This is a genomic window from uncultured Fibrobacter sp. (assembly GCF_946062555.1).
Classification (GTDB): domain Bacteria; phylum Fibrobacterota; class Fibrobacteria; order Fibrobacterales; family Fibrobacteraceae; genus Fibrobacter.
Genome location: NZ_CAMGVQ010000007.1, coordinates 58,913 through 79,382, shown reverse-complemented (window position 1 = coordinate 79,382; position 20,470 = coordinate 58,913). Strand labels below are relative to the sequence as shown.

17 protein-coding genes are annotated in these 20,470 nt (G+C 46.7%); 9 read left to right on the top strand and 8 right to left on the bottom strand.

The window, feature by feature from the left end:
* Nucleotides 1-133: 133 nt before the first annotated feature.
* Complete coding sequence (locus Q0P86_RS03465) at nucleotides 134-859, bottom strand: endonuclease (RefSeq protein ID WP_295037484.1); 726 nt, start codon at nucleotides 857-859, stop codon at nucleotides 134-136.
* A gap of 101 nt (nucleotides 860-960) precedes the next feature.
* Between Q0P86_RS03465 and Q0P86_RS03460 the strand changes: the two genes are divergently transcribed.
* A complete protein-coding gene (locus Q0P86_RS03460; RefSeq protein WP_295037482.1) occupies nucleotides 961-2,289 on the top strand; it encodes a cyanophycin synthetase in 1,329 nt (442 codons plus the stop codon).
* Nucleotides 2,290-2,315: 26 nt separating this feature from the next.
* Here Q0P86_RS03460 and Q0P86_RS03455 read toward each other — a convergent pair whose 3' ends face one another.
* Nucleotides 2,316-3,188 carry a geranylgeranylglycerol-phosphate geranylgeranyltransferase gene (locus Q0P86_RS03455; RefSeq protein WP_295037480.1) on the bottom strand — a complete coding sequence of 291 codons (873 nt, stop codon included), beginning with the start codon at nucleotides 3,186-3,188 and terminating at the stop codon, nucleotides 2,316-2,318.
* Nucleotides 3,189-3,280: 92 nt separating this feature from the next.
* Here Q0P86_RS03455 and Q0P86_RS03450 point away from each other — a divergent pair, with 92 nt between their 5' ends.
* The 3 genes from Q0P86_RS03450 (at nucleotide 3,281) to Q0P86_RS03440 (ending at nucleotide 6,475) form a co-directional block, all read left to right on the top strand.
* A complete protein-coding gene (locus Q0P86_RS03450) occupies nucleotides 3,281-4,588 on the top strand; it encodes a deoxyguanosinetriphosphate triphosphohydrolase (RefSeq protein ID WP_295037478.1) in 1,308 nt (435 codons plus the stop codon).
* 6 nt (nucleotides 4,589-4,594) lie between these two features.
* Complete coding sequence (locus Q0P86_RS03445) at nucleotides 4,595-5,254, top strand: pyrimidine 5'-nucleotidase (RefSeq protein ID WP_295037476.1); 660 nt, start codon at nucleotides 4,595-4,597, stop codon at nucleotides 5,252-5,254.
* A 105-nt stretch (nucleotides 5,255-5,359) separates the two neighbouring features.
* Entirely contained in the window at nucleotides 5,360-6,475 is a 1,116-nt protein-coding gene (locus Q0P86_RS03440; RefSeq protein WP_295037474.1) for a hypothetical protein, read from the top strand.
* 193 nt (nucleotides 6,476-6,668) lie between these two features.
* Here the strand turns inward: Q0P86_RS03440 and Q0P86_RS03435 are convergent, their stop codons facing one another.
* Genes Q0P86_RS03435 through dcm form a run of 5 tightly spaced genes read right to left on the bottom strand, consistent with a single transcriptional unit; the run spans nucleotide 6,669 to nucleotide 12,934 of the window.
* Complete coding sequence (locus Q0P86_RS03435) at nucleotides 6,669-7,508, bottom strand: HNH endonuclease (RefSeq protein WP_295037472.1); 840 nt, start codon at nucleotides 7,506-7,508, stop codon at nucleotides 6,669-6,671.
* A 29-nt stretch (nucleotides 7,509-7,537) separates the two neighbouring features.
* A complete protein-coding gene (locus tag Q0P86_RS03430) occupies nucleotides 7,538-9,097 on the bottom strand; it encodes an ATP-binding protein (RefSeq protein WP_295037469.1) in 1,560 nt (519 codons plus the stop codon).
* Between the two features lie 15 nt (nucleotides 9,098-9,112).
* Nucleotides 9,113-10,993 (bottom strand): DEAD/DEAH box helicase, encoded by a 1,881-nt coding sequence (locus Q0P86_RS03425; protein ID WP_295037466.1) that lies wholly within the window; start codon nucleotides 10,991-10,993, stop codon nucleotides 9,113-9,115.
* Nucleotides 10,994-10,995: 2 nt separating this feature from the next.
* Nucleotides 10,996-11,793, bottom strand: coding sequence for a hypothetical protein (locus tag Q0P86_RS03420; protein ID WP_295037465.1), 798 nt, complete (start codon nucleotides 11,791-11,793; stop codon nucleotides 10,996-10,998).
* A gap of 4 nt (nucleotides 11,794-11,797) precedes the next feature.
* On the bottom strand, nucleotides 11,798-12,934 hold the full coding sequence (gene dcm, locus Q0P86_RS03415) for a DNA (cytosine-5-)-methyltransferase (protein ID WP_295037463.1): 1,137 nt from the start codon (nucleotides 12,932-12,934) through the stop codon (nucleotides 11,798-11,800).
* An 872-nt stretch (nucleotides 12,935-13,806) separates the two neighbouring features.
* Between dcm and Q0P86_RS03410 the strand changes: the two genes are divergently transcribed.
* The 5 genes from Q0P86_RS03410 (at nucleotide 13,807) to hisB (ending at nucleotide 19,799) form a co-directional block, all read left to right on the top strand.
* Nucleotides 13,807-14,616 (top strand): PDZ domain-containing protein, encoded by an 810-nt coding sequence (locus Q0P86_RS03410; RefSeq protein ID WP_295037461.1) that lies wholly within the window; start codon nucleotides 13,807-13,809, stop codon nucleotides 14,614-14,616.
* A 518-nt stretch (nucleotides 14,617-15,134) separates the two neighbouring features.
* Nucleotides 15,135-17,561, top strand: coding sequence for a putative LPS assembly protein LptD (locus tag Q0P86_RS03405; RefSeq protein WP_295037459.1), 2,427 nt, complete (start codon nucleotides 15,135-15,137; stop codon nucleotides 17,559-17,561).
* A gap of 76 nt (nucleotides 17,562-17,637) precedes the next feature.
* Nucleotides 17,638-18,213, top strand: a complete 576-nt coding sequence (locus Q0P86_RS03400; protein WP_295037458.1) for a nucleoside triphosphate pyrophosphatase — start codon at nucleotides 17,638-17,640, stop codon at nucleotides 18,211-18,213.
* Complete coding sequence (locus tag Q0P86_RS03395) at nucleotides 18,213-19,199, top strand: helix-turn-helix domain-containing protein (protein ID WP_295037456.1); 987 nt, start codon at nucleotides 18,213-18,215, stop codon at nucleotides 19,197-19,199. Before Q0P86_RS03400 ends, Q0P86_RS03395 begins: the two co-directional genes overlap by 1 nt.
* A gap of 15 nt (nucleotides 19,200-19,214) precedes the next feature.
* Nucleotides 19,215-19,799 (top strand): imidazoleglycerol-phosphate dehydratase HisB, encoded by a 585-nt coding sequence (gene hisB / locus Q0P86_RS03390; protein WP_295037454.1) that lies wholly within the window; start codon nucleotides 19,215-19,217, stop codon nucleotides 19,797-19,799.
* A 3-nt stretch (nucleotides 19,800-19,802) separates the two neighbouring features.
* Here hisB and Q0P86_RS03385 read toward each other — a convergent pair whose 3' ends face one another.
* On the bottom strand, nucleotides 19,803-20,399 hold the full coding sequence (locus Q0P86_RS03385; protein WP_290992087.1) for a hypothetical protein: 597 nt from the start codon (nucleotides 20,397-20,399) through the stop codon (nucleotides 19,803-19,805).
* Nucleotides 20,400-20,470: the final 71 nt, after the last annotated feature.

The window sequence follows — 20,470 nt, the reverse complement described above, 5'->3', positions numbered from 1 at the left end:
ATGTAAATATATATATAAAAAAGAGGGGCGGATATTAGGAAAACGAAGAATAAAGAATTAAAAATGAAAAATGAAGGCGAATAAGCAGGTCGAGGGATTTGGATGTTGTAATGCCCCAATTAAAAAAGATTCATTATTGCTTGCATTTTTCGTACACGAACGGATTGTGGTCCCCTTGCACCTTGAAAATGCGGCGATCGCGCTCGCATTCCCTTTCGGTGACGGGGTACATCTTGTCCCATGCCTCGAACAGCTTGCGGTCTTGCTTGGACAAATTAACACCGTATGTCTTTTCCATGTAAAAGTAGGCGCGCGCGATAATTCCGCGGGCTTCTTCACGGGGTTGAGCCTTCTTGAGCTTGAAATCGACAATCGTCTTGCACTTGCCGTACATGGGTTCCGGATTGTTGGTCCACTGGCTATACATAAAATTGTTTCGGTCGCCGTTTACTTCGCCAATGGCGGGGTAGAGGTTGTGAAGGTCGCCTTCCATCAGCTTGAAGGTCGTGTCGTTCGCGCTGCAATTCTTGCGTCCTCCATCGCGCCAGCAGGGGAGATGCTGTCCCATATTGTGGGCGGTTACCATGTGTTCCCATTCGATAGACTGGGCCCGCTTAAAGCTCTTGCGCTTCGGATTGTCGCGCGGTGCAAAATCGCAGGAGGAAAAATCGACGTGTTTTTTGTCTTGGTAGCGGCAGCCGCAGTAAAGGGTTTCTTGTAGGTCGCCATAGTAAATGCGACGCATCTGCTGCGAAGCCTGCTTGTAGTTGTAGTGGTGCGGAGCTTCTTCGGGATCGACGCGCGACCAGGCAATAGCGATAAAAACCGCCAAAAGCAGTAATGTACCAATTCTTTTCATATAAAAACTATGTAGTAACGTTAGAAATATAGAATACTAGTGGTTAGAGTTTCATCTTTTTTCTAAGTTCTACCAGCTAAAATCTTTTCTACATTTGGCGCATGCAATCTCTCGGTATGGATTATCTGAATTCTCGGCTCATGTTCGGCATGGTGCCGGGGCTTGAATCAACAAGAAAACTTTGCGAAGTTCTCGGAAATCCGCAAACCAAGTTCAGGACCATTCACATTGTCGGTACGAACGGCAAAGGCTCCACGAGTTACTATCTGTCGGGTATTCTGCAGGCGCATGGGTTCAAGACCGGTCTTTTTACGAGCCCGCACTTGGTCAGTCTCCGTGAACGCATCCGCGTCAACGATGCGCCCATCAGCGATGAAGATTTGGATCGCCTGTTGCTCTGCGTGCGCGATGCCGCCGCAAAGGCTCAAGTGGAACCGACTTTTTTTGAGGTGCTGACCCTGGTGTCGTTCCTGTTTTATGCGGAGCAAGGCGTAGACGTGGTGGCCATGGAAGCGGGAATGGGCGGTCGCCTCGACAGTACGGCGGTGGCTTGCGGCGATTTCGTTGTGCTTACGAGTATCGGACTTGAACATACCGAGGTTTTGGGACCTACCGAAAACACCATTCTAAAGGAAAAAATGGCCGTTGTGGATGCTTCTGAACAGAACGTCATTACGGGCTCGAAGTGCGAAATAATCCGGAAGACTTTTATTGTTGGGGGACTTTCTGAAAGCCTGCTTGCCGAAGCACGTCAGTTTGCCACCTCGCACAATGCCGACTGTATTGTCCCGGAAATCCGCGACGATATCGAACTCCCGAACTTGGGACATCATTATATCGAGAATGCAAGCCTTTCTTTGGCGGCTGCGGAACGCTTCATAAACGGGAGCGGTCGTTGCTCCTATGATGATGCCCTTGCGCTTTCCGCTCTCAGGACTCGTTCGTGGGCAGGGCGCATGCAGAAGCTGACTGATGCCTCAGGGCGCGTCCGCTATATTCTTGACGGGGCGCACAATTCCCATGCGGTCAAGCGCCTAGTAGAAACGTTGGCGGAGTATTATCCCGGAGTACAGTTCCACTGCGTTTTCGGTGCGCTCAAGGACAAGGACGTGGGAGAAATGTTAAAGCTCATGGCCCCGCACGTGAGCCATTGGCATATTACCAAGACTCCGTACCCGCGATTCCGGGAACTGGATGATTTGCGTGGTTTGCTGACAGGCCTTGGATTGAAAGTGGCTAGCGAAGGCGAACTCTGTCGCGAATTTTTAGATCGAGTCGCAGAGACTGCTTCTGCCGAAAATAAAGATGTTCCCGTGCTGGTGACGGGGAGCCTCTATATGATAGGCGAAACGGTTCAGGCCTTGAAAAATGATTTTGACGGATTGGCCTTTTTCCGTGGACTGAATCCGACGACTAACGAACACCGCTAATGAATACCGCGATTCGTTCGTCCGCATTAGCAGCTGACGACGAGCGCAATGAGACCCGCAAACATCGCTACCTTCACAAGTTTTTGGGCTCGGCGGTAGTTTCTTTGGTGCGCGAAAATGAGAATGGCCGCAAGAATCGGGGTAAAGGCTGCTCCCGTGATATAGAGGAATAGCATGGGGTAGTACCCCTGAACAACAGGAAGCGGGAGGATTGCCCAGCAGAAAATGGTGATAAAGGCGGCGAGGCGTCTTGCCGTTTTTGTTCCTGCAATCAGCGGGAATGTCATGATTCCTGCTTTGAGGTCTCCTGTTTCGTCTTCAAGATCCTTGTAAATTTCACGAGATGTTGTTAGCAAAAATGCAAATAACATAGCTGGATAGAGAAAGCCGACTTTATCGGTGATATCCATCGCAAAATCTTCGGTTTCCTTGTATCCGGTGGGATAGAACAGGCAAAGGATAAGGGGGGTCGCGCATAAGAAGGCGACGATCATGTTCTTGAGAAGGGGGATATGCTTGAGCCACTTGTTGTAGGCTATCAGAACAAGACTGAGCAGGATAAAGAAAATGGCGGAAGTGAATCCAGTCTTTGTGACTAGGCTTTCGGCGATTCCACAAACAACAGTCAAGACAATCAGGGTAATCCACGCCCTCCGCGCCACAGTCACCGAAACTTTCCCGCTTACAAGGGGGCGCTCCGGGCGATTCAGACGGTCACTATCCAGGTCAAGAATGTCGTTTTGGATGTTTGCGAATCCAATCGCAAAGGCGAACCCGATGCTCTGCAAAATCAGCGTTGTCCAGCTGATGCCCGTTTCCTGGGTCGGCATGGCCGAAAGCAGGTAGTAGCCGATTGCGAGCGTCACCATGGCGATGACGATGTTGACGGGACGGGTCATTTTGAGAAGGTGCAATATCATATGCGGTAATTTAGTAAAAGATGAACGGAGTCATCCTGAATGCGTCTTGGCGAATTACTATCTTTCTATCTATGCTTCAATGGGATACTTTGCTTTCTGCGACGCGCTACGGGCACCCCGCCAATTTGGACCCGAACCGTTCTGACTTTCACCGCGATTACGACCGTATTGTTTTTTCGACAGCGTTCAGGCGCCTTGGCCGTAAGACGCAGGTGCACCCTTTCTCGGTGAATGACCATGTGCACAGCCGCTTGACTCACAGCATCGAAGTGTCGAGCGTGGGGCGCAGCCTTGCGATTACGGTGTATCATTTGATTAAAAAGTATCTGCCCAAGTACATCAACGAATACCATTTCGGAACGATTGTGCAGTCCGCCTGCCTCGCGCACGACATCGGTAACCCGCCTTTTGGTCATGCGGGTGAAGCGGCCATTCGCGAATGGTTCCGCAAGAACCGTAATTCCGCACCGCTTCGCGACTTGAGTGAAACCGAAATCGCCGACTTTGAAAACTTTGACGGCAACGCCCAGGGCCACCGCATTTTGAGCAAGCTGGAATACCACTTTTTAGATGGAGGTATGCGCTTGACTTATGCGACTCTGGGGGCTATGATCAAGTATCCGCAGCTTGCAAAGTTTGGGCAGCCTACAAGCCTTTTCTCGACCGAAGCGGATCTTTATCGAGTGACCGCTTATACGCTTGGCATTCCCGAAGTGGAAACGGGCAAGTGGGTGCGCCATCCGCTGGTTTACCTGATGGAAGCGGCCGACGATATTTGCTACAGCATCTTGGATGTGGAAGACGCCATTGAACTGGGCATCTTGAGCTACGGCGATGTGCGAGGCATGTTCAGTTATTTGTGCGGCCCCGACGTGGATATTGACCGCGAGTTCCAGGAAAACGGTCAGAATTTCCGCGATTTCTTGAGCAGCGTGCGTGGACTTGCCATCCAGAACCTGATTGACGATGTAGCCGTGACCTTCGTAAATAATTATGAAGCCATCATGAGTGGCGAACGCGTCAAGCATTTGACGAACCTTTCCCGCTCCGACGTGATGGAAGGGATCCGCATCGCAAAACGCCTGGGTGTCGAACGCATCTACCCCGACCGCCGCAAGACCGAACTCGAAGTCGGTAGCTACACGACGCTTGCCACCGTGCTCGATGCCTTTATCAACGGCGTTTACGACTACCGCCTGAACGGAAATAATTCCTACCGCGCCGACCGCATTGTGCGACTCATTGGCCAGGCAAAAATCGGCCAGAGTGTCACGGTTGCCGAAGCCTACCACCAGGTGCTCGACTTTGTGAGTGGCATGACGGACAATTACGCCACTTACTTGGCGCGCCAGATTGGCGGCCTTGCCATGGGATATTAAGTCCGTATGGTTTGGCTGTTTGATTACGATTTAACTTTATACGGAACCGAAGAACGGTGCGTCATTAATTCCTTGGACCACCGTATTTCGCTGTTTGTGCAAAAGACTGTTGGTGGTGATTTCGAATCGGCCCATAAGGTGCGCACCGATTACCTGGAACGATTTGGCACGACCCTTTCGGGGCTGATGGCGATGCATGGTACGGATCCCGACGAGTTTTTCGATTTCATTCATGAGCCGGAATTCCTGATTTACCCCAAGAAGTCCCCGGAAAAGTTGGCCCTGCTGCAGAGCCTGAAAGGGCCGCGCTTCGTGTTTACGAACGGTCGCCACGACTGGAGTGAGGCGGGCATGGCTCACATGGGGATCGATTCGGCGATTGATGGCGTGTTTGATCTAAAACAGCTTGATTGGGTTGGAAAGCCCCACGACAGTGCCTACGAAAAAATGGAAAAGTGGCTTGCCGAAAGGCTTGCTGAGATGGGGCTTTCGATGCCCAAGGATCCGCGCGAAATTGTGCTGCTCGAGGATTCGCTCCGTAACCTGGAACCTGCACATCGGCGCGGCTGGACGACGATTTTCGTGAATCCGACTCCCGACACCCCCGATTGGGTGGATTATCACATTCCGCATTTGCTTAATTTACGCGATTTACAAATTGCCTAGCATTAGTCATCCTAGAGTGTGGCGTGGCCGAAGGGCTGAATTGCCCAGCATCAGTCATCCTGGAGCGTAGCGACGGGATCCAAGATTTTGTATTTTATTTCCTGTATGAAGTTTTCTACTCTATTTGCTGTAATTTGCCTTTTGGCGGTGTCGTTTGCCGCCGCAATGCCTGAACCTGCAAAACGCAACGGTTTTAGCAACATGACCGTAACCACGGAGTATTCTGAACTCCTCAAGGAAAAGAATGCCCGCAATGATTCTTTGCTCCCTGCGCTCGATGGCGACAAGGCCTTTGCCGAGGTGCTTCGCCTGAATCCGAACTTCTGGAGCCTGGGTGGCGCGCTCGACAAAGAAGCTTCTCTTGTAACCAAACTTAATGCAAAAGTCATCTTTATTGACGGTATTCGCGAAGACCCCTTCTGCGAAATTGACAAGAATGCAGGCAATACCGCCGGCGAGTGGAACGTGCGCATTGGCGTGGACTTTGTGTCTGGCGGCTCCAATACGGTGCATATTCACGTGCAGCAGTGCCTGGATTATGTGCGCGACCAGCTCGGTTATGCCATCAAGAAGGGCGATAAGGTGGTCTTTGTTCCGCCTAAGAAAGTGCTCGATAAAATCAAGGAAAGCGAAATTCCCGATGCTATCGATATCGACTTGCAACAGACTCTTTTAAAGGCCCACGAAGACGTGAACTTGACCGGCAAATGCCCCAAGGATATCGAGGCGTATATCATCTTGATGAATGTTTACGAACAAGTGAAAAACCAGAAGATGGACTATGTGGTCATCAACGACCAGCTGAACAAGCAACGCAACGGGGCTGGCCGCGTGCAGAGCTGCGCCTTTAGCCGCGAATGGAACAAGCGCTACCATGAAAGTGCAAGCTTCGAATGTGACATCGATAACGACCGCTGCACCTACCGCCAGGAAAACGACGGCAACTCCGAATGGGCAATCAACTACGAACAGGACCGCTTTGAGTACATCAACAAAAAGTTCCTTTTCTTCAATTTGAATCCGAAAAGCATCCACAAGGGCGGCACTATGCTTGACTTGCGCCTACTCCGCCTTTCCACGAATTTGTGGCTTGAAGCTTACTTGAACATGAAGGGCGACCCTGTGACGCTCGGCCTAATTATCGTCCCCGGCGGCGACAAGTCTATGGATGACTACGACGACGGTGAAAGCGATGAAGACGAAGGCATGATGTTTGAATAGTTCTCAATTTTTGCGGCAAGCTCCGCAATATCCTTGTCAGAGGACTTGGGATGTCGCTGCATAATGGAGCGGACATCTAGCAGGATCCCGTAAATGCGTTCATAGGGCTTTGCGTCTTGCGCATCGCCCTTTCGCCAATCACATTCCGCATATCCAAAATTTTCTAGGCGATATGAAGTGGTAGTAATGTTTTTTAAGTTTTCTTCACTTCATCTATTAATTTTTTCAATTGATCTGGCTCAAAAGGCGGATTTTGACGATGCAGCATTGCATGACAATTGGGACATACAGGGATCAAATCCTTGATTGGATTTATCTTGTAATCTTTCCCTATTTTTGAAACAGGGATTATGTGGTGAACATGAATAAAGTCCTGACCGATAGGACCATATTTAGACTTAAAGTCAATTCCACATATTCTACACTGATATCCATAATAGGATAAACATAATTCCCTATTTATAGGATTTCTTTCATATCTAGTTGCTCTGACCTCAAAAGGACTACCTTCTACGAAGCCTTCTATTTCCGGTTCCTTTTCAGAAATTGTTAATAAGGAAAAGATTAGGCAATACGCTTGCTTGGTCCATTCACAAATTACTTGATATTCGTCGTACAACGACTCGCTTTCGATAATGGGGATTTTTGTAATTCGACAAGAAAATGTCCGCCAATTAGAAGACCATAGCGATGGATTGATTTCCTGAACATTATTTTCATTTACCGAGAATATGAACTTGATTCCAGTGCGCTTCGTTATTGTCTTAGTATAATCGAGAAATCTTTCTATTTTCTCCGTTGAAGCGGAATTCATTTCATGAACAAGCCCGCCTGCATGGCGCTGTGGTTTGATTTCAACAACTATACGTATCGAATTTGAAATATATGTGATTACATCAAAGTAAAGAAAACCATCATTTTGCGGACAAGAAATAAAAACTTCCACCCCATCACGGTTTTCGGTCCGGACGTCAAAAGGCATTGAAAATGTAATCTCTAAGAACTCTTTTAGAGAATCCGGAGACAAAGTCATTTTTCATCCTCGTCAATTTCGGGATCCGGCTAATCAGCAACCAATTTCTTTAATATTCGTGATACGGTGAATCGCATATCTTCATAATTTTCAATACTTGCTTCATTACAGGTTGAATTTTCTGCTTCCGCCAAAGACCACAACAAATCATCAAGACCCTCGACAACAACACTCTTAGCCAAAATAGGTCCATATATTTTTTTATAAAACGGATGGCTTTGGTTAATATTTACAGCATGCTTTCCATTTACCAAAGCAGGCTCCCAAAGAGCTCCACCATCAATGTCATCAACAGGAACGACTCTATTTTGCTTTGGATCAACTTCATTTACAATAGTTATCGTTTTTGTAAATTCGCCCCTGTTGTTTTTTACAAGAGCTTCGTTTTCATTTCCTGTTGGCGTAATGTTAGAGGATTCAACAGAACTTCCCTTTGCATCAATATTACTGTTTGCCGGAGCATGGGCGTCTTTTCCCGATGTCGAAATCTTTTTCGTTTCTCCGTCACGATATCTCTTTTGCGCCTCTCTTCGTGGTGCAGCCAAGAATTCCATCAAGAAATTTTCGATTTCCGAAATCAAAAGAATTCTCGACTTCTTTATATCCACATTCAAGAATTCATCTAATTCATGGGTGAACGAAAAATCGACTCGTAATAGAGAATAGTGGGGTTCCTTTGTAAAGAAACCCAGCCAATCACCATAATGTATTAAACGATTTTCTCGATAAACGTAAAATCCCTGATAATCATTATTGCCGCGAGCCCTATCGCTTGCTTCCTTAGAGCTGAATTCTGATTTTCTAGGAATAATGTGAGCTGCAATTTTGAACGATCCAGCTTTACGACCATCAACTTCTATTGGTACATTTTGCGTTTGGACATTTTCTGATTTTTCTTCTTGTGTGCAGAATGGGTCCCAAGGTTCCAGTTTCTCATCGTTAACGTAGATTTCAACATCAGATGCTCTTGAGTCCTTTTCATCAAGGAAACGCTGAAACACCATTGATAAATGGAACTTTAGATCGGTAATTTTCTTTTGGAGCGCTCTTTTGGCAGTACTATCACTTTTATATTCTTTTAAAAGACGGTCTACCTTATCCCAAACAACAAGTGTACCATGGCCATCAATCGCAACACTATCAAAAAAATCGATTTCATCGGAATCAACCTCAAGTATCTTTAAAGCCCATGAATTCTTTTCACAAATATGGTCTAAATCCCACTGAACCTTTTGAAGCTTATCTTCTCTAGTTTTTTTTGATATCACAGAAAGCTGACGACAAAATGCTGTTGACGCTGTTTTTAAGCCCAGGCCAAACTTACCCAAGCTACTTTTATTTTCTCGTTCTTTGGACCCATATTTCATTGCATTTTTTAAACCATCTAGATCCATACCGATACCATTGTCAGCAACACATATACTTACATGTAAACTTGGATCTACATCTACACGAACAAACACTTGGGTTGCATTCGCTGCAATGGAGTTATCCACAATGTCCGCTATTGCAGTATTGAAATTGTAGCCTGTATCACGTAGGCCATTAACGATTCGGTCCGGATCCGGAAGAAGTTCAAAGTCTGGCATATAAGTGCTCCTTTTTTAGATGGGTAATTTGGTTAAGATTTCAGAAATCAACTTTTTGTTATGACTTGTATTACTTTCTGTTACAGTAACATCAGCAATGTCCTTTTTCTCATCCAGTTTATTTTGAATGATTTCCTCTATCGTGTCCTGATAGTACAATCGATAAACAAAAACATTTTTCTTTTGTCCGTTTCTATACGAACGCGCGGTGGCTTGCGCTTCCAAAGAGGGATTCCACTCTAAGTTATAGTGTATAACATGGTTGGCGCCGGTTATATTCAGCCCAACTCCAGCGGCTCGTGGATTAAGCAAGAGAATCTCCGATTTGTCCGATGCATTAAATGCATCTACAATTTTTTGGCGCTCTTCTACTGGAGTACTTCCGTTAATTTCAGAGGCTTGGATTTTCCATCTATTAATAAAATCCGCTTTCATCAGTTCAAACATTTTGACATACGAGGTGAAAATCAGAGCTTTTTCACCACAATCAATTATATTCTGCATAATTTCACATAGACGTTGATACTTCACCGATGTTTTACAAGGATCTTTTTCATTTTTTTCTGGAGATACAATAAAAGGATGGGTACAGAACATTCTTAGGTTTGTAAACATTCCTATGGAGATGTCTTCAGAATCACTCTGTTTTATCTCGTTAATGTAAGAAACGTATCTTTCGCTTTCTTCCCTAGACATTCGGATAGGTTGATTTATTACAACCTTTGCAGGCAAGTCATTGGAAACATTCGCCACGACTCTTCTTATCATCAATGTTGAAAGGAATGACGCTATTTGTTTTCCTCCATTCACATCATCCGAATATTGCTCGGACAATTCCTTGGCATTATTAAAAACATTCGGTTGAATGAATTCTAATAAAGAAAGAATATCGCTTATATGATTTTCAAAAGGAGTTCCCGTTACAGCGATACTTTGATTACGTCGAATGGCCTTGCATTTTTTCGCTCGCTCACTATCAAAATTTTTTATGTTTTGAGCTTCGTCAAGAATGACTATATTCCAGCAAATCATATTCATAAAGTGAATATCATTGCACAAGGTTGAGTAAGATGTAATAACTACATCGTAATCCATAAAAGTTTTGTAATAACCGGTTCTATCACTACCATGATGAATCAGAGTCTTTAATGTCGGCGAAAATTTTCTACACTCGTTCACCCAATTGTCTAATAAGGAAATGGGCGCTATAACTAAGGCCGGTCCTCTATCGAATCGCTTTTCCAATGACAATATTGCAATTATTTGTAGTGTTTTGCCTAGTCCCATTTCATCGCCAAGAATGCAACCATGTGTTTGCTCAAGCATAAAAGCCATCCATTCAAAACCAGTTTTTTGATAGGGATATAAGGTTGCATTTAATCCTAGCCCGTTCAACAGAGAACCATCATTAGGAGTTTTTAATAACGAATAGGAATCAACATTGTCCTCAAAAAGAGGCCTTTCGAAATTAAACTTCTTTAGTTTTAAATATTGGGAAAGAGAAATGGTTCCTGAAGATGTAACACCAACTTCATTAAACACCTCCTGAAATTCATCAACATTGGATATAAAAAACCAGCGATTTTCTACAACAATAGAATCAATGATTTTTCCTTGACAGAAAATCACCGACCAACGATTTCCATTTTTTTCCACATATGGGAAAAGTGTCAAGTCGTTATTGTGACAGGCTAATTCTATTTTAAGAGTGCAATTAAATCTTGAAAACCTTAAATCTGGAATATCTAATTCAGGTGAACCACATTCATAATTATTTATATGAATTTTTTCGCAAGATTCTCTAGCCGAAACAATATTTGATGCCGATGGAAAATATATGCCATCCGCCATACTAATCGCAAGATGATTGTCTTTTAAGATCCAACGGCAAGTCATGCTTATTTCCTTGATTGAAATCTTTGAAGACTCGCAATACTTATATTTATAGGCGATGCGTCATACTGAAATTCAACATTTTCTTTTAAGGTTATTTTTTTAGGGACAATTTCTTCGACCAACTCATTTACTTCCAACACAGTTGCTTTCTTTTTGAAATCTGCCGCAATGCTGTTTATATCAGAAGCTGTTCTTCTGAGAAGATAATTTGAAGCATAAGCATTCACAATTTCGGCCACATAGCCATGAGATTCATGGACGAGATTCAATTTGTTCAAAACAGGGGATACGTAAAAATCATTCCTGTCAATTGTTTTTCCGCCATCCCACCAAGAGTAATCACTTAAAAATTTCCACAAATATTCAGCCGTTTTCACATAATCGTCACGACCAGGAAACTGCCTTTCTAAAATTCTAATAGCACATCGTTCGAAATGTTCTTTTTCGCTATTACTGCCTCTACAGTTTTTTATATAATCTTTTATATTGGTACTTAAACTTGAGCATATATCCACTGCATATTCTTTGTACGTAAAAAGCTCCGTACAAAAATCCACCACATAAGAAGCAATGACAAACCATTGATTGGGCAAGAAGATGTACTGATTCTGTTTTGTTGTAATTATGGATGATTTTGACAGATACTCAATCTCGCAACCTTTCTCTGCCAAATATCGACGATAGTTATCCTGAAAATCATTTTTTAGTGAAAACTCTTGCCATTGGAACTCGTTTTGATACCGGAATTCCGCACTCTTCATGACAACGTTGAGATTTTTTAATATATGAGTTTGCGGCATATACTCACCCCTCTAAAAGTTGATTCTTGATTTCTTTGGCAAGTCGTTTGATTACCGGAACAGCAACACTATTTCCGAATTGATGATACGCTTCCTTTCGAGAAACCACAATCTTATACGGCACCTGTTCCGATATCTGGTCATGGTGATTGGTTTCCCATCCGGCACCAGCAATGTTGTAACCTTGCAAGCGTCCCGCTTCTACAGGAGTCAGCGTTCTCGGATTTTTCCCTTCAGCAGATTGGTCTATTAGAATCTCGCTGCCGTCTTTCCAATACCTTGCAGAGATTGTACTTGCATAGGGAGAATCATCATTGAATAGAGAATACCCAAAACCCTTGCCATTTTGACGGTTTCGTTCTTTCCGTTTCTGATGACCTTCCCACATTCTATCACTAATTGTGTAATGGAGGTCTAAGCTATCTTTAGGTTCAAAGATGTCCGATACTTTAGTCTGTTTTGCTTTTTCTTTTGCTTCATCAATTGAGTAAAGGGTCCTTCCCTTTTCGTCTATGCCATAGGGAAATTTGAAATTTTTCGCTTTTACAGATTCTTTATTCCATGCGACAATAAAAAGACGCTCCCTGTTCTGCGGGACGCCAAAATACTTTGCGTTCAGAACTTCAATGGAATAGCGATACCCGAGTTCTTCTAACGTGGCTAAAATCACTTTCAATGTATTTCCATGGTCGTGATTTTTGAGACCTTTCACGTTCTCAAGCAAAAGAACTTTGGGTGGTCTTTTTTTCGCTTCTTTTGTTTTGACAATATTGGCGATATTGAAGAACAGTGTTCCGCGAGTATCTTCAAATCCGCGACGAAGTCCGGCAATGGAAAATGGTTGACAAGGAAAACCGGCGCAACATACGTCAAAATCAGGAATTTCCTTCGGGTCAGCTTTAGTTATATCGCTATTGAAATTCTTATTATCATTTTTGAAAAGTTGTGGAGCAATTTTCTTATAGTTGGCTTCATAGGATAAGCGAGCGTTTTCATCCCACTCACTGGCAAATACGCACTTGCCGCCGACACTATGCATTGCCTGATGAAATCCACCAATTCCTGCGAACAAATCAATAAAAGTGAATGTCGTCGCTCTGGGCTTATTCTTTGCCGTTGTCTTGGCGCTTTTCTCGGGCATCTTTTCGCTCCATTTTGAAAGTGAACGAGTTCACTCTCGCGGGAGCGGTTCTAGCCGATTCGCTTGGCCGGGGTGCGGGCAAAAAAAGAAAAGGCGGGGAGCCGACTCACTCCTCGTCTAAAAGCGCGACATTTTCAAAAGAATACAATACACCCGCATAATCTTGCAATGGATTGCTTCACCCTTTCAGGGTTCGCAATGACGTTGCAAAACAATCCCGAGCGGATACAATACGCCCAGGGTACACTACGCCCATGCAATCCACGGGCGATGGCGAGTCATTGTCTTATTCTTTCTGTTCGTGAAAGTGTCTAGTTTTCAAGAGAAGAACAAGAGCGATACTCAACGAGCGTTCACCCTCGTTCTTGCAGACTCTTCCAAGCTTTTTCTGTATATAAAAAAGGCGTGGAGTTGAATGCACTTACCTCTTGAAGGCCTAGACTGCCCGAACAAAATAAGCGCAAACAACTCACGCCCCATAAAGGCCGCTTGCCTACAGGCAGATCTACAAAATATGCATGTACCAAAACGATGCGGCAGGCTTGCGCCGGTCGCAGACGTGAGCGTTCGCCTTATTCTCCTTGTTCGTGAAAGTGTCTAGTTTTCAAGAGGAGAACAAGAGCAAAAACTCTATTTCATCCAAAATATAGATTTTTGGAATGGCAAAAGATGACACTTGCCGATTTTGTTGTAAAAAAGCGACCTAAAACCGTGAAAACCGGCCCCTGAGGATCGGTTATGGAATAAAGGATGCGATTCTTCTTTCGTTTTTGTCAAGGGTTCGGCATTTTGGGATGATTTCTTGACAAATGGAGTTGCCGAAACGATTAAATAATATATATTTAGGTCGAATGGATTTTCAAGGAGAATTTATGAACAAGTTTATTAAGGCTTCTCTTGTTGCTGCAATGCTTGCGGCTCCGATCATGGCCGACGAAGAGTTCGGCGGTATCGGCGTGACAATTTACCAGACTCGCGACGGTGTCAAGGTGGCGGAAGTCATTCCGGGCACTCCCGCAGCCGAAACCAAACTTCAGGCCGGCGACGTGATTACTGCCGTCGACGGTGTGAGCCTCAAGGGCAACGACATCGAACAGTCCAAGTCCATGCTCCGCGGTCAGGTGAACAAGCCGCTCGAAATTACTTATACGAGCGAAGGTGAATCTTATACGACGGTCATCCGCCGCGCCCAGATTACCGTGAAGGATCTGGAAAGCGAAAAGGTGGAATCCTGGTACAAGAAGTCCGAGTTCAACGCCCAGGAACTTGAAACCTATGCTTCCGCAACTGAAGGCAATAGCAAGCAGCTCGTCGCCGTGCTCCAGCAGGGCTCGCTGGTCGCTACCGACAAGAACGTGAATGCTGCGAACCTGAACGGCATTTATGTGGAACGCGCGACTGAATTCGCTCCCAAGGCGAGCAAGCAGCTGAACAAGCCTGCCTCTTCCTCGCTCAAGGGTTTCAACCGCAAGTCCATCAGCTTCAACCTGTCTTCTGCGGGGAATGCTGTCGTCACGATCTTGAACTCCGATGGTGCTGAAGTGGCTACCCTCCGCGCCGACAACGCCCAGCCGGGTTTCAACACGCTCCGCTGGAACGGTGAAAATGTCCCGAGCGGCCGCTACCTGGTTCGCATCGACCACAACGGCTCTGTCTCTGGCAAGAACGCCGTGCTGAAGTAGTTGATCGCCTTTAATTGCTGATTAATCGCTATTGATGTAGGCTCCCGACGAAGTCGGGGGCCTCTTTTTGTACGAACTGCTGGGATGGTGTTGTTGGAGGGGGTAATTTGGGAAAAAAAAGACCTGTTTTTGGCGGGGTGTACCTATAAATTGGTCTGAACACGGAGTTTTATAGGTGCATTTGCAGGAATTATGAACAAATTAACAACTTTTTGCAGACCCTTTTGTAAAGGAAATGAAATGTTGTACCTATAAAAACCGGAATCTTTAGCTGTTTATAGGTAAAAAAGGATGACGCAATGCTCATGGCGAGTTTGTACAAAGTAACATCGTACCTATAAATGCTGTCATTTGGCTGCGTTTATAGGTACAGTGTTGGAAAAATGCCCTTTTGGCGGCCTCCAAGAAGCTCTTTCTTAGGGAACAAAGTGCTTTTTGTTGTTTATAATGGTCTCCTATTTGCTACATTATGCCGCAACGTGATTTTATCTGGAACCCATCGTATTCTGTGGGCCTTTTTGGCATTATGGATTGTGTCCATCGCCGCTCCGACCGCCTTCGGCCAGGAGATGACTCGCTTTGAACTCGAAGAACGGGTGCAGGAAGAAGAGGACACGACCGAGGTCGACTGGATGAATGACACGACCGGTGTCGACACAATCGAGTACCGTGCGGTGGACCTCGTTTACGATGTGGACAAGTCTACCTTTAACTTGAACAATAGCGCTCAGCTCAAGTACCGCACGGCGACCCTGGATGCCGATACGATTATGTTCGATCAGGAGAACAGCATCTTGGCGGCGAGCGGTGATCCGGTCCTTCGCGAAACCAAGAATCCGTCGCTTTCGGGAATGCGACTCAAGTACAACATGAAAAGTCGCATCGGTGAAATCTACTATGCGACCACTTATCAGGACAACCAGCAACTGAACGGCATGGAAGTGCGCAGGCTTCCGGACCAGCGAATCCAAATCGCGCGCGGTGACTTTAGTACTTGTAACGACTCGACGCACCAGCACTTTTATTTTTACGGCCGCCGAATGGTGGTGAAGCCCAAGGAAACCATTACCGCGCGTCCTGTGGTGCTGAACATTGCCGATGTGCCCGTGGCGGTACTCCCGATGATTGTTGCTCCCTTGAAGAGCGGGCGCAAGTCGGGTCTTTTGACTCCTAAGTTCGGCGGTGACCAGAAGCAGGGTTACTACATGAGTAATATCGGTTTCTATTATGCACCGAACGACTACTGGGATGCGACGGTCAAGGGTGACATTATTGAAGGTGACGAAGCTCGCTTTGAACGTTCGACACTCACCGGTGAAATCCGCTACAAGAAACGCTACGTGCTCGATGGAAACCTCTCCTATACGGCGTATCTTGAAGAGTTTGATCTGGGAAATAGCGGGTACGACATCCGCTTTACGCATAACCAGAACTTGACTCCCGACGGCAAGCAGACCTTGAGCGGTTCGGGCTCGTTCGTTTCTAGCCAGAGTATCCGTAAGGACAAGGCGCTTGATGCGGAAACCATCCTGAACCAGCAGGCGAACGCTCAGCTGACTTATTCGGGAAAGTTCGGTACTAACAAGAGCCTGACGATTAAGGCTCGTCAGAGCCACAACCTGGTGACCGACATGATGGAACGCGAAATTCCTGATATCCAGTACCGTATGAGCGGTCAGCTTTTTACCTTCGAGGTCGACGAGGATGAGGAAGCCTACGAGGACGGTTCGTTCATCAGCTACATGGAAAAGTTCAACTATAGCTTCAACAACCGTTTCAACTATTACACCAAGCGGGCGCGTGACACGGTGAATGCGGTCGATACGACTGCTGAATATGTGGGCTACACGGGAACATATTCCTTGGATTATTCGGGCTCGCTTTTTGATGTCATCAACATTACGCCGCGCGCAAGCTTTACGGGTTACTGGACGGGAACGGGGTGGATCAATCCCGAGGATTCGCTGAAGTACCGCAAGCGCTATATGAGCCTTGATCCTGAACACGATGAATATGGCCAGGTGGCCTACAACCACAATTACAGCATTACGGCGGATACAAAGCTTTACGGTATTTGGGTCCCTGAAATCGGACGGTTTACCGGGGCACGACATGTGCTTTCGCCGAGCGTGTCCTATACGTATGCGCCTGAAATTGATACGGTGAAAAAATTTGCGCCGCATCCGCTGTTGGGACAGACGCCTTACCAGATTGAACAGAAAACGGTGGGCTTTGGCCTCAATAATGATTTCGACATTAAGTACCTGAAGGTGGTGGGGCATGCGGCCGATACCACGAAGGGCGATACGGCGAAGGCGGTTGAAGACCAGTATGGGACTCGTCGCTTGCTCACCACTCGCCATAACGTCTCGTATAACTTCGCGGCAGATTCCCTACAGTTTTCCGATATTACCTCTTCGTTTGGATTCCAAATTTTGCCCGATTACCTGTTTACGATTAATACGCGTCATAGCGTTTACCACAAGTTCACGGACGAGCCGAACAAGGTGCAGATGCCCGAACTGATTTACTGGGGCTACGATTTTTCGAAACGCTTTAGTTGGAGTGGCGATTTCAACGGAGGCCTTCCGTCGCAGATGGGCAAGTACGAAATGCTTAAGTGGACCTTCGGCTTCGACTATAGCTATAGCTTTAGCAGTACCCGCGTAGCGCGCGACTTGTTCCAGGATCGTGTGACGCATTCGACGGGAATCAGTGCGAGCCTGCAGCCGACACGCAACTGGGAAATGACTTACAGCACTCGCTACAACTATAACGAAGGCCGCTTCGTGACGCATAGCTTTACCTTTAACCGAACGCTGCATTGCTGGCAGCTTGACTTTAGCTGGACGCCTACGGGACCTGCCGCGGGCTGGAGTTTCTCGATTTACGTGAGGGATTTGCCGGACATCAAGCTGAACGCGGGTAGTACGGAGACGAATTAGCGATGAGGGCGCACCTGCGGTGCTTTGAGTAGTGAGGGAGGTCGCAGAAAGCTCCCTATGAGTAAAAAAGGATGCTATGATGGGAAAAACGAAAGTGATTTTAGCGAGTGGATCACCGCGACGCAAGGAAATTTTGCAGTTGATTGGCGTTGATTTTGAGGTGGTGGTTTCGAACGAAGAAGAAAAGCCGACTTCGACGAATCCCCTCGATTTCCCGAAGGAAAACGCATCGATCAAGGCGCTTGCCGTTTCGCGCAAGATGCCCGCTGAAATTGTTCTCGGCTTTGATACGCTCGTGTTTCTGGATGGAGTGCCCCTCGGAAAGCCTCACTCCGAGGCGGAGGCGCTGGAGATGCTACGAAAGTTGAACAATCGTTCGCACAAAGTAATTACCGGTGTCGCCATTGCCCATGGTGGGCAAATTCTCAAGGCGGAATGCGAGGATACAGAGGTCATTTTTAGAAACTGTTCCGATCAGGAACTCGAAAAATATGTAAATTCTAGAGACCCGATGGATAAGGCTGGCGCCTACGGAATTCAGACTGGAGGCGCAAGGCTTATCAAGGCAATTCGGGGGTGTTATTACAACGTTGTTGGACTCCCTATGGCGAGGATGCTCCAGATGTTGGGTGATTTGAAGGTAGAGGTATAATGTCGAATCCTGCAGAAAAAAGCCCCGATGAAAAGCTGGGCGCGTTTATTGCAAGAGTCCGCGAAGAACGCGGCATGAGTGTCGAAGAACTTTCTGCGGCGACCAAGGTGTCTGTCGCTTATATCAAGTCCATTGAATCGGGGGACTGGAAGGCCTTCCCGGTAGCGGCGTACGTTCGCGGTTATCTGCATTCCATTAGTAACAAGTTGAATTTGAATCAGCAGCAGGTGCTCAAGGCTTACAATGCCGAAAGTGGTGCCCCGGTTCAAAATGATTTTGAAGACGTTTCGGGCGGCCAGAAGCTTGCTCCCCTCAAGGATGGCGAAATCAAGAAAAAAAGCATGGCTGTGCCTGTGGTGCTCGTGCTTCTCGTACTGGCATTCCTAGTTGCGTCTCACTTCCTTGATTTGGAATCTTTGGCAACGAAACAGTCTAGCGAACAGCAGCCCGCTGAAAATGTTCCTGCCGCTGTTGAAGATTTGATGACTCAGGAAATTCCTGATGGTGCCGAAGCGGTGCCTGTGGATTCCTTGGGGAGCGATTCCGCCGCAAAGGATTCCGCTGTAGACCGTTTTGCCGTCGATGTGACGGTGAGCCAGGCGGTGGTAGACGAAGCGGTGAAAAACTCTGATTTGCCTGCATCTGCAACGATTTTCATTTCTTCGGATTCCAAGAAGGATTCTGTCGCAGTTGAAGAAGCTCCGAAGACCAAGAAGACAAATTTCTTGCTGGTCGGTTCGGGTGAAGCTCTTTCTTGGGTTGGGCTCAAGCGCCGTGAAGATTCGAATTCTTTCCTCAAGGAAGCGAACATCTCCAGGGCGGGAGTCAAGATGGTGTACAACACGAACGATACTTTGTGCGTAACCATCGGCGAGCCCAAGGCGATTGCTAAAATGTACCTGAACGGAGTCGAAACTCCGCTTCCCGAAATGAAGTTTGGCCGTGTTACGCGTTTCCGCGTGTTCGGTGGCCGCATCGTTAAATAATTGAGGTCCTTGTTTATGCGCAGTTCGACGATTTCTCGTAAGACCGGCGAAACCGACATTACGTTGTCCCTGAATCTGGATGATTCTACGCCGGGGCAGATTAGCTCCGGTAATGGTTTCCTGGATCATATGCTTAACTTGTTCCAAGTCCACGGCGGAATTCACCTGGATCTGGATTGCAAGGGCGATGTGCATGTCGATATGCATCACAGCATGGAAGATATCGCGATTGTGCTCGGCCAGGCGTTAGTGGAATGCCTCGGCGACAAGAAGGGAATCGAACGCTACGGTTTCTACTTTGTTCCGATGGACGAAGCCTTGAGCCGTGTGTGCATCGACTTCAGCAACCGCATCGGCTTTGTGTGGAACGTGAAACTCCCGGCTGCCATGGCTGGCGGTATCGAAGCCTCGATGTTTGAACACTTCTTCAAGAGTTTGTGTGAAAACGCCCGCATGAACTTGCATGTGGAACTGTTCTACGGCAACGACAACCATCATTGCCTGGAATCGATCTTCAAGGCGTTTGCCCGTGCTGTCGCCATGGCGATTGCCCCGAGCCGCAACGTGAAGGGCATTCCCAGCAGCAAGGGCGTGCTGTAATAATTAAATCTTCGGTACCCTGACTTTATCGCCGGCGTTCAAGTGTTCCAGCACGACGCCGGCGTTTACTGATTGTAGGGCAGAGAGTACGTAGAAGCGGGGGAGTCCTTGGACTCCGGCACCGTAGGTGCGTTTCAGCAGCTTGAACAGGTCGTCGCCTTCGTTTGCGGTGACCGTTTTGTATAAGCTAGCGTTGCTCGGGTCGGACTGCAACCTGGAAAGTGCCGTGGCGAATTTGTCGGCAAACGCTTCGGCGCTGTTGTCGGCCGGCTTTGCTGCGTTCGCTTGTTTTGTTCCCGCCGACTTCCCTGCGTGGTTCGCCTTCGCGGAAGCCTCTTTTTTGCCGGTGACCGACCCCGGCAGTTTGAAGACGGGCGCTTCGAAAACGTTCATGTTGATGTTCGCTTCGGTTTCGGCGTTCTTCTTGATAGGCTCCAGGGCGAGAATTGAATCTAGTCCTGCAACGTAGGCGCTGTCGGGCCATTCGGTGAGAGGCATCTTTTGATCCGTCACGATGATTTTTGCCACGGGAGCTTCGTTCCCGCAGGCGGTGAAAATCGCTGGAATTCCAATAAAAAGTGCCGTCCACAATGTCTTCATGCTCCCAAAAATACTATTTCCCTTGCCAAAATGGCCAAATTCTTCTAAATTTAGGCTCTCAAAATCAACTA